The sequence below is a fragment of the Vibrio taketomensis genome, from assembly GCF_009938165.1.
Classification (GTDB): Bacteria; Pseudomonadota; Gammaproteobacteria; order Enterobacterales; family Vibrionaceae; genus Vibrio; species Vibrio taketomensis.
In genome coordinates this window covers 2,688,745-2,701,612 of record NZ_AP019649.1, presented here as the reverse complement: position 1 = coordinate 2,701,612, position 12,868 = coordinate 2,688,745, and the positions used below count along the sequence as shown (strand labels likewise).

Annotated in this window: 7 protein-coding genes; 6 read left to right on the top strand and 1 reads right to left on the bottom strand. The window is 45.7% G+C overall.

Features of this window, described 5'->3' with window-relative positions:
* The first annotated feature begins 211 nt into the window (after window positions 1-211).
* The 4 genes from rplJ to rpoC all read left to right on the top strand — a co-directional run bounded on the left by rplJ (window position 212) and on the right by rpoC (window position 9,708).
* Window positions 212-706 carry a 50S ribosomal protein L10 gene (gene rplJ / locus Vt282_RS12545; protein WP_162045437.1) on the top strand — a complete coding sequence of 165 codons (495 nt, stop codon included), beginning with the start codon at window positions 212-214 and terminating at the stop codon, window positions 704-706.
* Between the two features lie 57 nt (window positions 707-763).
* The gene (gene rplL, locus Vt282_RS12540) at window positions 764-1,129 is read left to right on the top strand and encodes a 50S ribosomal protein L7/L12 (RefSeq protein WP_162045438.1); all 366 of its coding nucleotides are present in this window, start codon (window positions 764-766) and stop codon (window positions 1,127-1,129) included.
* A 243-nt stretch (window positions 1,130-1,372) separates the two neighbouring features.
* Window positions 1,373-5,401 carry a DNA-directed RNA polymerase subunit beta gene (gene rpoB / locus Vt282_RS12535; protein ID WP_162045439.1) on the top strand — a complete coding sequence of 1,343 codons (4,029 nt, stop codon included), beginning with the start codon at window positions 1,373-1,375 and terminating at the stop codon, window positions 5,399-5,401.
* 104 nt (window positions 5,402-5,505) lie between these two features.
* Window positions 5,506-9,708 (top strand): DNA-directed RNA polymerase subunit beta', encoded by a 4,203-nt coding sequence (gene rpoC / locus Vt282_RS12530; RefSeq protein ID WP_162045440.1) that lies wholly within the window; start codon window positions 5,506-5,508, stop codon window positions 9,706-9,708.
* Window positions 9,709-10,082: 374 nt separating this feature from the next.
* On the opposite strand, the gene rsd is transcribed toward rpoC, so the two are convergent.
* Window positions 10,083-10,577: a sigma D regulator gene (gene rsd, locus Vt282_RS12525; protein ID WP_167515606.1), complete on the bottom strand. Its 495-nt coding sequence runs from the start codon at window positions 10,575-10,577 to the stop codon at window positions 10,083-10,085.
* Between the two features lie 178 nt (window positions 10,578-10,755).
* On the opposite strand from rsd, the gene nudC reads away from it, so the two are divergent.
* Both nudC and hemE read left to right on the top strand, forming a co-directional pair.
* Window positions 10,756-11,550, top strand: a complete 795-nt coding sequence (gene nudC, locus Vt282_RS12520) for an NAD(+) diphosphatase (protein WP_162063531.1) — start codon at window positions 10,756-10,758, stop codon at window positions 11,548-11,550.
* Window positions 11,551-11,791: 241 nt separating this feature from the next.
* Window positions 11,792-12,859, top strand: coding sequence for a uroporphyrinogen decarboxylase (gene hemE, locus Vt282_RS12515; RefSeq protein WP_162045443.1), 1,068 nt, complete (start codon window positions 11,792-11,794; stop codon window positions 12,857-12,859).
* The last annotated feature ends 9 nt before the right edge of the window (window positions 12,860-12,868 follow it).

Sequence of the window (12,868 nt, the reverse complement as noted above, 5' to 3'; positions counted from 1 at the left end):
ATTTAACTTGAATTATAACCCAGTCTCCGTCCAAGACCGTAGGTGTCTGAGTTTATTTTATAAATGATGACTTAATCATCCTACGTAGATGGTGCCCGAACTGACAGAAAGCTCTATGCAAATAGTTACCTTTCTTCTGGGAAGCACCTAAATAGCTCTCACTGTTGTGATAATAGTGAGTGGTGTAATAACAACCAGGAGTAAATCCAAGATGGCTTTAAACCTTCTAGACAAAAAAGCAATTGTTGCTGAAGTCAACGAAGCTGCCAGTGGTGCACTTTCTGCAGTTGTAGCTGATTCTCGTGGCGTTGCTGTTGGTGCAATGACTACTCTACGTAAACAAGCTCGTGAAGCTAACGTTTACCTACGAGTTGTTCGTAACACTCTAGCACGTCGTGCAGTTGAAGGTACACAGTACGAGTGTCTAACTGACACTTTCACTGGTCCTACACTAATCGCATTCTCTAACGAGCACCCAGGTGCTGCAGCGCGTCTTTTCAAAGACTTCGCTAAAGAGAACAAAGATTTCGAGATCAAAGCTGCTGCATTTGAAGGCGCTCTAACTGACGCTGAACTACTAGCGACACTACCAACTTACGACGAAGCTATCGCACGCCTAATGATGTGCATGAAAGAAGCTTCTGCTGGCAAGCTGGCACGTACTATCGCAGCTATCCGCGATCAAAAAGAAGAAGCAGCGGCATAAGCCTTGCTTTTTACTGGTTGCTAAATAAACTTATTGTTGACTTAAAAGAGAATTGTTATGTCTATTACTAACGAGCAAATCCTAGACGCAATCGCAGAAATGTCTGTGATGCAAGTTGTTGAACTAATCGAAGCAATGGAAGAGAAATTCGGCGTTTCTGCAGCAGCAGCTGTAGTAGCTGGCGGCGCAGCAGCAGCAGCTGTTGAAGAGCAAACTGAATTCGACGTAATCCTAGCTTCTGCTGGTGCTAACAAAGTTGCTGTAATCAAAGCAGTACGTGGCGCAACTGGCCTAGGTCTTAAAGAAGCTAAAGCTCTAGTAGACGGCGCTCCAGCAGCACTTAAAGAAGGTGTTGATAAAGCTGAAGCTGACGCACTTAAAGCTCAGCTTGAAGAAGCTGGTGCTGTAGTTGAAGTTAAGTAATTATTACTTAATTTCCTAGCCGAAAGGCTATTGGCTGGTGGTTTTATGACCACCGGCCTTTTTGCGCTGTAGGGTCTAGGTGAATTTTCCCGCTGTTTAAGCACCTAAATCTGAGCAAAACACATCGCGTTCAAACCTGAATGTTATGTCCTACAGTAAACAGTTGTTAGTCACTGTCCCTCCCCATCTAGCAAGGTGAAAGGCGGACAGTTTGGGTCACTTATCAGCGAGCTGAGGAACCCCATGGTTTACTCTTATACCGAGAAAAAGCGCATCCGTAAGGACTTTGGTACTCGTCCACAAGTTTTGGACATTCCATACCTGCTATCGATCCAGCTCGATTCGTTCGAAAAATTTATCGAACAGGATCCTGAGGGACAATACGGTCTTGAGGCTGCTTTCCGTTCTGTATTCCCAATTCAGAGCTACAACGGCAATTCAGAGCTGCAATACGTTAGCTACCGTCTTGGTGAGCCAGTATTTGACGTTAAAGAATGTCAAATTCGTGGTGTTACTTATTCAAAACCACTACGCGTAAAACTACGTCTAGTTATTTTTGATAAAGACGCGCCAGCAGGCACCGTTAAAGACATCAAAGAACAAGAAGTCTACATGGGCGAAATTCCGCTTATGACAGACAATGGTACCTTCGTAATTAATGGTACCGAGAGGGTTATCGTATCCCAGCTGCATAGAAGCCCAGGCGTGTTCTTCGACAGCGATAAGGGTAAGACTCACTCATCAGGTAAAGTTCTATACAACGCACGTATCATTCCTTACCGTGGCTCATGGCTTGACTTTGAGTTCGATCCTAAGGACAACCTATACGTACGTATCGACCGTCGTCGTAAACTACCTGCGTCAATCATCCTACGCGCACTAGGTAAGACTTCTGAAGAGATCCTAGATATCTTCTTCGAGAAAGTGAACTTCCAAGTGAAAGACCAAACTCTAATGATGGAGTTGGTTCCTGAGCGTCTACGTGGTGAGACTGCTTCGTTTGATATCGAAGCAAACGGTAATGTTTACATTGAACAAGGTCGTCGTGTAACTGCGCGTCATATTCGTCAACTTGAAAAAGATGGTATTGACCACATCGAAGTACCAGTAGAGTACATCGTTGGTAAAGTTGCATCGAAAGATTACATCAATGAAGCGACTGGCGAGATCATCGTTGCTGCAAACCAAGAAATTAGCTTGGAAGCACTAGCGAACCTATCTCAAGCTGGTCACAAAGCTCTAGAAGTTCTATTTACGAACGATCTAGACCACGGCCCATTCATGTCAGAAACTCTACGCGTTGACAGCACTGTTGACCGTATCTCTGCACTGGTAGAAATCTACCGCATGATGCGCCCTGGCGAGCCACCAACGAAAGAAGCTGCAGAAGCTCTATTCGAAAGCCTATTCTTCTCTGAAGAGCGCTACGATCTATCAACTGTTGGCCGTATGAAGTTCAACAGCTCGATCGCACGTACTGATGCAGAAGAGCAAGGCACACTAGATGAGCAAGACATCATCGAAGTGATGAAGAAACTGATCGCGATCCGTAACGGTATCGGTGAGGTCGATGATATCGACCACCTAGGTAACCGTCGTATCCGTTCTGTTGGTGAAATGGCTGAAAACCAATTCCGCGTTGGTCTTGTACGTGTTGAACGTGCAGTGAAAGAGCGCCTAAGCCTTGGTGACCTTGATGCAATCATGCCTCAAGATCTAATCAACGCTAAGCCTATTTCAGCAGCGGTTAAAGAATTCTTTGGCTCTTCACAGCTTTCACAGTTCATGGACCAAAACAACCCGTTATCAGAAGTTACGCACAAACGTCGTATCTCTGCATTGGGTCCTGGCGGTCTAACTCGTGAACGCGCTGGCTTTGAAGTACGTGACGTACACGTAACTCACTACGGTCGTCTATGTCCGATCGAAACGCCTGAAGGTCCAAACATCGGTCTGATCAACTCACTATCTGCGTTTGCACGTTGTAACGAGTACGGTTTCCTAGAGACTCCATACCGTCGTGTAGTAGATGGCGTAGTAACAGACGAAGTAGATTACCTTTCTGCAATCGAAGAAGGTCAATTCGTTATCGCTCAGGCGAACACTAAGCTTAACGAAGATGGCACTTTTGCAGATGAGCTGATCACAGCTCGTCAAAAAGGTGAATCTGGTCTTCACCCTCGTGAGCACGCTCAGTACATGGACGTTGCGACGAACCAGGTAGTATCAATTGCAGCATCGCTAATCCCGTTCCTAGAACACGATGACGCGAACCGCGCTCTAATGGGTGCGAACATGCAACGTCAGGCAGTTCCAACACTGAAAGCTGACAAGCCTCTAGTAGGTACTGGTATCGAACGTAACATCGCTGTTGACTCAGGTGTAACTGCAGTAGCGAAACGTGGTGGTGTAATCCAGTCTGTAGATGCTTCTCGTATCGTTGTTAAAGTGAACGAAGAAGAATTGGTACCTGGCGAAGCAGGCATCGATATCTACAACCTAACTAAATACACTCGTTCTAACCAGAACACTTGTATCAACCAGCGTCCATGTGTGATGCCAGGTGAACCAGTGGCTCGTGGCGACGTTCTTGCTGATGGTCCTTCAACAGACCTAGGTGAACTTGCTCTTGGTCAGAACATGCGTATCGCGTTCATGCCTTGGAACGGTTACAACTTCGAAGACTCGATCTTAGTATCTGAGCGCGTAGTTCAAGAAGACCGTTTCACGACTATCCACATTCAAGAACTATCTTGTGTGGCACGTGATACTAAGCTGGGTGCAGAAGAGATCACAGCTGACATTCCAAACGTAGGTGAGTCTGCTCTATCTAAACTAGATGAGTCAGGTATCGTTTACATCGGTGCGGAAGTGAAAGGCGGTGACATCCTTGTAGGTAAAGTAACGCCTAAAGGTGAAACTCAGCTAACTCCAGAAGAGAAGCTACTACGTGCTATCTTCGGTGAGAAAGCGTCAGACGTTAAAGATACGTCTCTACGCGTACCAAACTCTGTTTCAGGTACTATCATCGACGTTCAAGTATTTACTCGTGACGGTGTTGAAAAAGACAAACGTGCACTTGAAATTGAACAAATGCAGCTGAAAGAAGCGAAGAAAGACCTAACTGAAGAATTCCAGATTCTTGAGGGTGGCCTTCTAAACCGTGTTCGCGCTGTATTGATCGAAGGTGGTTACTCTGAAGCGAAACTAGACACGACTGATCGTAAGAAGTGGCTAGAGCTAACGCTTGAAGATGATGCTCTACAGACTCAGCTTGAGCAACTAGCAGAGCAGTGGGACGAGCTAAAAGCGGACTTCGATAAGAAGTTTGAAACTAAGCGTCGTAAGATCACACAAGGTGATGATCTAGCACCTGGCGTACTGAAGATCGTTAAGGTTTACCTAGCGGTTAAACGTCGCATTCAGCCTGGTGATAAGATGGCGGGTCGTCACGGTAACAAGGGTGTAATCTCTAAGATCAACCCTGTTGAAGACATGCCATACGATGAAAACGGTCAGCCGGTAGACATCGTACTTAACCCACTGGGTGTACCTTCGCGTATGAACATCGGTCAGATCCTAGAAGTACACTTAGGTCTGGCAGCGAAAGGTATCGGTGACAAGATCAACAAGATGGTGAAACAGCAGCAAGAACTAGCGAAATTCCGCGAATTCCTGCAAAAAGTTTACGATCTAGGCGACACTCGCCAGAAAGTAGACATTGCTTCTCTATCTGATGCAGAAGTTCGTACATTGGTTGAAAACCTACGTGGTGGTCTACCAATCGCAACACCTGTATTCGATGGTGCACCAGAATCATCAATCAAAGCTCTTCTAGAGCTAGCAGACCTACCAACATCTGGTCAGCTAAAACTGTTTGATGGTCGCACAGGTGATGCGTTTGAGCGTCCTGTAACTGTAGGTTACATGTACATGCTGAAACTGAACCACCTTGTTGATGACAAGATGCACGCTCGTTCAACTGGTTCGTACAGCCTAGTAACTCAGCAACCACTTGGTGGTAAAGCTCAGTTCGGTGGTCAGCGTTTCGGTGAGATGGAAGTATGGGCACTGGAAGCATACGGTGCGGCTTACACTCTACAAGAAATGCTAACCGTTAAGTCGGATGACGTTAACGGCCGTACTAAGATGTACAAAAACATCGTAGACGGTAACCACAGCATGGAACCTGGCATGCCAGAATCGTTCAACGTATTGTTGAAAGAGATTCGCTCGCTAGGTATCAACATCGAGCTAGAAGACGAAGAGTAATCTCTTATCTCCCCAAGCTACGGCTTGGGGAAGTAAAAGCGATTATTAGGTAGAAGGTGCTCACTTAACGGTGGGCTCCTTTTAACTCCTTACAGGAGCTGATTGTGAAAGACTTATTAAACTTTCTAAAAGCACAGCATAAGACCGAAGAATTTGATGCAATCAAAATCGGTCTATCTTCACCAGACATGATCCGTTCATGGTCTTTCGGTGAAGTTAAAAAACCTGAAACGATCAACTATCGTACGTTCAAACCTGAACGCGATGGTCTGTTCTGTGCGCGTATCTTTGGTCCAGTTAAAGACTATGAATGTCTTTGTGGCAAATACAAGCGCTTGAAGCACCGTGGTGTTATCTGTGAGAAGTGTGGCGTTGAAGTTACACAAACTAAAGTTCGTCGTGACCGTATGGGCCACATCGAGCTTGCATCACCAGTTGCTCACATCTGGTTCCTAAAATCACTACCGTCTCGTATCGGTCTACTAATGGATATCCCTCTACGTGATATCGAACGTGTTCTTTACTTCGAAATGTACGTAGTAACTGAACCAGGTATGACTGATCTAGAAAAAGGTCAGATGCTAACTGAAGAAGAGTATCTAGACCGTCTAGAAGAGTGGGGCGATGAGTTCACTGCTAAGATGGGTGCAGAAGCGATCAAAGACCTACTAGGTTCTATGGATCTGCACGCTGAAGCGGAACAAATGCGTGAAGAGCTAGACACAACTAACTCTGAAACTAAGCGTAAGAAGCTAACTAAGCGTCTTAAACTAGTTGAAGCGTTCGTTGCATCTGGTAACAACCCAGAGTGGATGATCCTAACGGTTCTTCCAGTTCTTCCGCCAGATCTACGTCCACTAGTACCACTAGATGGCGGTCGCTTTGCGACTTCAGATCTGAACGATCTATACCGTCGTGTGATCAACCGTAACAACCGTTTGAAGCGTCTTCTAGAGCTTGCTGCTCCGGACATCATCGTACGTAACGAAAAACGTATGCTGCAAGAGTCTGTTGATGCGCTACTAGATAACGGTCGTCGTGGTCGTGCGATCACTGGTTCGAACAAGCGTCCTCTGAAATCTCTTGCTGATATGATCAAGGGTAAACAAGGTCGTTTCCGTCAGAACCTTCTAGGTAAACGTGTAGACTACTCAGGCCGTTCTGTAATCACAGTTGGTCCATACCTACGTCTGCACCAGTGTGGTCTTCCTAAGAAGATGGCACTTGAGCTATTCAAACCATTTATCTACAGCAAGCTAGAGACTCGTGGTCTTGCGACTACAATCAAAGCTGCTAAGAAGATGGTAGAGCGTGAAGAAGCGGTAGTTTGGGATATCCTAGACGAAGTAATCCGTGAACACCCAGTACTACTGAACCGTGCACCTACACTTCACCGTCTAGGTATCCAAGCGTTTGAACCAGTACTAATCGAAGGTAAAGCGATCCAGCTACACCCACTAGTTTGTGCGGCGTACAACGCGGACTTCGATGGTGACCAAATGGCGGTTCACGTACCTCTAACTCTAGAAGCACAGCTTGAAGCACGTACACTGATGATGTCGACAAACAACATTCTGTCGCCAGCGTCAGGTGATCCGATCATCGTACCTTCTCAGGACGTTGTATTGGGTCTTTACTACATGACTCGTGAAAAGATCAACGTGAAAGGCGAAGGTATGTACCTTTCTGGCCCTGCTGAGGCTGAAAAGGCATACCGTACTAAGACTGCTGAGCTACACGCTCGCGTTAAAGTTCGTATCACTGAGACAGTTAAAGACGAAGACGGCAACACAACGACAGAAACTAAGATGGTTGACACAACTATCGGTCGTGCAATGTTGTGGCAAATCGTGCCAGCAGGTCTACCGTACAGCATCGTTAACCAAAAACTAGGTAAGAAGCAAATCTCTAGCCTACTTAACGAAGCGTACCGTAAGCTAGGTCTGAAAGACACGGTTATCTTCGCTGACCAAATCATGTACACAGGTTTCGCATACGCAGCACTTTCTGGTGTATCTGTAGGTATCAACGACATGGTTGTTCCACCTGCGAAATACACTGAAATCGCAGCAGCGGAAGAAGAAGTACGCGAAATTCAAGAACAGTACCAATCTGGTCTTGTAACAGCGGGCGAACGCTACAACAAAGTGATCGATATTTGGGCATCGACCAACGATCGCGTTGCGAAAGCGATGATGGCAAACCTTTCTTCTGAAACGGTTATTAACCGTGACGGCGAAGAAGAGCAACAAGAGTCATTCAACAGCATCTACATGATGGCTGACTCAGGTGCTCGTGGTTCTGCAGCTCAGATTCGTCAGCTAGCTGGTATGCGTGGTCTGATGGCTCGTCCAGATGGTTCGATCATCGAAACGCCGATCACTGCGAACTTTAAAGAAGGTCTAAACGTACTACAGTACTTTATCTCTACCCACGGTGCACGTAAGGGTCTAGCGGATACAGCACTTAAGACAGCGAACTCGGGTTACCTAACTCGTCGTCTAGTAGACGTAGCACAAGACGTTGTTGTAACTGAACATGACTGTGGCACTCACGAGGGTGTTGACATGATGCCTCACATCGAGGGTGGTGATGTTAAAGTTGCACTAACTGAACTTGCTCTAGGTCGTGTAGTTGCTGAAGACGTTCTAAAACCAGGTACAGAAGATGTACTGATCCCACGTAACACTCTAATTGATGAGAAGTGGTGTCAGATTATGGAAGAGAACTCGGTAGATAAAATCCGTGTTCGCTCTGTAGTTACATGTGATTCTGACTTCGGTTGTTGTGCGCAATGTTACGGTCGTGACCTAGCTCGTGGTCACCTAGTGAACCAAGGTGAAGCAGTTGGTGTAATCGCTGCTCAGTCTATCGGTGAACCAGGTACACAGCTAACGATGCGTACGTTCCACATCGGTGGTGCGGCATCTACTGCAGCAGCAGAGAACAGCATCCAAGCGAAGAACAATGGTTCTGTTAAGCTACACAACGCGAAATTCGTAATCAACAAAGCTGGTAAGCTAGTAATCACTTCACGTGCTTCTGAGCTAACCATCATTGACGAATTTGGTCGTACGAAAGAGAAACACAAACTGCCTTACGGTTCGATCCTAAGCAAGGCAGATAGCGATGCAGTTCAAGCTGGTGAAACAGTAGCGAACTGGGAAGCGCACACTATGCCAATCATCACTGAAGTAGCTGGTCGCATCCAGTTCGTAGATATGATTGATGGTGTAACAGTTTCTCGTCAAACTGATGACCTAACTGGTCTATCTTCAAGCGAAGTAACAGACGCTGCGGCTCGTCCATCAGCAGGTAAAGATATGCGTCCAGCTATCAAACTTGTCGATGAGCAAGGTAACGATGTAATGATCCCTGGTACTGATATGCCAGCTCACTACTTCCTACCTGGTAAAGCGATCGTGAACATTGAAGACGGCGCAGAAGTAGGTGTGGGTGATACGCTAGCACGTATTCCTCAGAAATCAGGCGGTAACAAGGACATCACGGGTGGTCTTCCACGCGTAGCTGACCTATTCGAAGCTCGTAAGCCTAAAGAGCCTGCGATCCTTGCTGAGCACACTGGTACTGTGAGCTTCGGTAAAGAAACGAAAGGTAAGCGTCGTCTAGTTATCACTCGCGATAGCGGTGAAACTTACGAAGAGATGATTCCTAAACACCGTCAGCTTAACGTGTTCGAAGGTGAAAAAGTTGAACGTGGTGATGTAATTGCAGATGGTCCAGAGACTCCGCATGACATCCTACGTCTACGTGGTATCCACGCAGTAACTCAATACATCGCTAACGAAGTACAAGAAGTTTACCGACTACAAGGCGTTAAGATTAACGATAAGCACATTGAGACTATCGTTCGTCAAATGCTACGTAAGTGTACTATCACACACGCAGGTGACTCTGAGTTCCTACCTGGCGAGCAAGTTGAATACTCACAAGTTAAGATTGCTAACCGTAATCTAGAAGCTGAAGGCAAAGAGCCTGCACGTTTTGAACGTGATCTTCTAGGTATCACGAAAGCATCGCTAGCGACTGAGTCGTTCATCTCTGCGGCATCGTTCCAGGAAACAACTCGCGTACTAACAGAAGCTGCAGTTTCTGGTAAGCGTGATGAGCTACGTGGTCTGAAAGAAAACGTAATCGTTGGTCGTCTAATCCCAGCGGGTACAGGTTTCGCATACCACCAAGAGCGTCAAGCTAAGCGCGCAGAAGAGCAAGAAGGTCCATCAGCAGAACAAGCGACTGATAACCTAGCGGCACTTCTAAATGCAGGTTTCTCTTCAGAAGACTAATTCGTCGCTGAATAAGAAATAATAAAAGGCACCTTCGGGTGCCTTTTTTGCATTTTGGGGAGTAGAACGCATAACGAAGTTGAGCTTATGGAGCAACAAGCATTGTTTGGCCTCGATAAGTAAAAATGTTTAGTAAGGTGATAGTGAGATATCGTTCGGTCTTGCGCCTTCTCTGAGTAGAGGGAGCTGAGGACTATAAAGTAGAAATGAGATCGGAAGTCTCGAAGCATTCGCGTTATTAGTTTTGACTGTGTATTCGAGAGTGACAGTGAGCTAATGAAGTAAAGCTGAAGCTATTCTTTACATGTTTCATTGCCCAACAAAGTTGGGCATTTCTATCTTCAATAGCCCAGCTTAACTGGGCGTTCTAATCTCTACGCACCTGGCGGCACAGCTAAACTATCAGCAATTAACTGGATCAGATGATCTTCAACTTCAAACCTGAGCTCGAGTACTTGGCCAACGTTGGAGACATCGGTATCGAACACTTCAAGCGTATCATTCTCACTGACATCAGCATATTGGTCGGTAAAATTGAGTAGCGGATCAGTGGTTAATACGATTTTTGCGTAAGCCGCATTGATGTCATCGGTCGCTTCAAAGCCGGTGGCGCGCCATTTATCCATCACCATATCGTAGATCTTAAAGTGACCTTCCGAGATATAGTCGACTAGATGTTGGCAAAAGCTTTGAAGTTCTTGAGGCGTTGGAAGTGAAGAAAGGGATGTTTTTTGGCTAGTAGGTTGTCGTGTAGCAAGCTTACAGTACTCAACAATTAACAGCTGTCGAGTCTCTAACCAATGGTCGATGACTTCACTCGAGCCACCCCACTGTTCTTGTGTTTGTTGGAATTTTTTTAGCATGACCATGCCCTCATGATCCAATCACACTCCGGTGATTATTAAGCCTTGCAAAGCAAAGCGATGATAGATTGAAAACCTATTTGTCCTCACCAAATTTGTAGTCAAAAAATTCAATAGATACAAACTCTGGTATGAATTTAGATTGCCAGTAAAATGGTTGAACTTCAAGCATCGAGGGATGGTAATGTTGAAAAATTGTAATATCAGTGCCCAGCAAAAAGTGTATTGGTGTGTGGTGTTAGATAGTGAAGTTTATCTAAATAACAACGAGTTACCGTTAGGTAGCGCCGAGGAACTTGGTTTTGATCACCACAAAGCTGTTTATGTTGGTGATTACAATAAAATTCCTGTGATGTGGCTCAATGAGCCAGACGTTGAACAAACTTTGCCATTAACCTCATTACGCGAGTGTCTTGAATTTGATCAAGCCTTGTTTCTGTTGATCAGCAAAGCTGTGCAATACGGACATATGTCGCAGAGTATGCGTTTTTGCCCTCTGTGTGGTGGTCGCAATCATCTCAATCATACTCAATTGGCAATGCAATGTGGTCAGTGTCGAACACTGCATTATCCACGGATTTTTCCGTGCATTATTGTTGCGGTGCGCAAACAAGATCAAATTCTCCTCGCTCAGCACCCTCGTCATCGCAATGGAATGTACACGGTGATCGCCGGTTTCCTTGAGGTTGGCGAAACACTTGAGCAATGTGTAGCTCGAGAAATTAAAGAAGAAACTGGAATTGAAGTAACCAATATTCGTTATTTTGGCAGTCAACCTTGGGCGTTCCCTTCGAGCATGATGATGGCATTTCTGGCTGATTATCAAGCGGGTGAGGTTAAGCCTGATTACAGCGAGCTCAGCGATGCACAGTGGTTCTCGATAGATCAAATGCCACCGGTAGCGCCGAAAGGTACGATTGCTCGTGCATTAATTGATCAAACAGTGATCGAGATAAAAGATCATCATACTGAAAATTAAACAAAAAAAACCCTCCGTGAGGAGGGGTAAGATGTCGTTATGAGGTTGAGTATTGAATACCAGTTAATTATTGTAGTTTTCGCTAGCGTTGAAATTTAATCACTGTTGAGGTTGGGGTGCAAATTAACCAATCAATAAAAGGTTAATAACTTGATCTAGGTTGCAAAGCACTCGGCTTTTACCCCTAAAACAGTGTTAGAATACGGGCGTTAACAAAAAGGCCCAAGATTGGAAAAGCACAATGACAGAATTGAAAAATGATCGTTATCTACGCGCGCTTTTAAAACAGCCAGTAGATTACACCCCAGTATGGATGATGCGCCAAGCAGGTCGTTACCTACCTGAATACAAAGCAACGCGCGCCCAAGCGGGTGACTTTATGTCGCTTTGTCGCAATGCAGAACTCGCTTCTGAAGTGACGATCCAACCATTACGTCGCTTCCCGCTAGACGCGGCAATTTTGTTTTCTGATATTTTGACTATTCCCGATGCAATGGGACTTGGTCTGCGTTTCGAAACGGGTGAAGGCCCAGTGTTTGATAAGCCGATCACTTGTAAAGCTGACGTAGACAAGATTGGTATTCCAGATCCTGAAGGTGAGCTGCAATACGTAATGAATGCCGTGCGTCAGATCCGCAAAGATCTGCAAGGTGAAGTACCATTGATTGGTTTCTCTGGTAGTCCATGGACACTGGCGACTTACATGGTTGAAGGTGGAAGCTCGAAAGCGTTCACTAAGATCAAGAAGATGATGTATGCAGAGCCTCAGACACTTCACCTATTGTTGGATAAGCTAGCAGATAGCGTTATTGAGTACCTGAATGCGCAAATCAAAGCTGGCGCGCAGTCTGTTATGGTATTTGATACTTGGGGTGGCGTTCTTACTCCGCGTGATTACAACCTATTCTCACTACAGTACATGCACAAGATCGTCGATGGTCTGATTCGTGAAAATGAAGGCCGTCGTGTACCAGTAACACTATTCACCAAAAACGGTGGTATGTGGCTAGAGCAAATCGCAGCAACAGGCTGTGATGCTGTGGGTCTAGACTGGACCATCAACATCGCTGACGCTAAAGCGCGTATCGGCGATAAAGTGGCACTGCAAGGTAACATGGATCCATCGATGCTGTACGCTTCACCTGAGCGTATTCGTGAGGAAGTGTCATCAATCCTTGAAGGCTTTGGTGATGCAGGTACTGGCCATGTATTTAACTTGGGTCACGGTATCCATTTGGATGTACCGCCAGAAAATGCGGGTGTGTTCGTTGAAGCGGTACACGAGCTTTCAAAACCTTACCACAAGTAATCGTAAGAT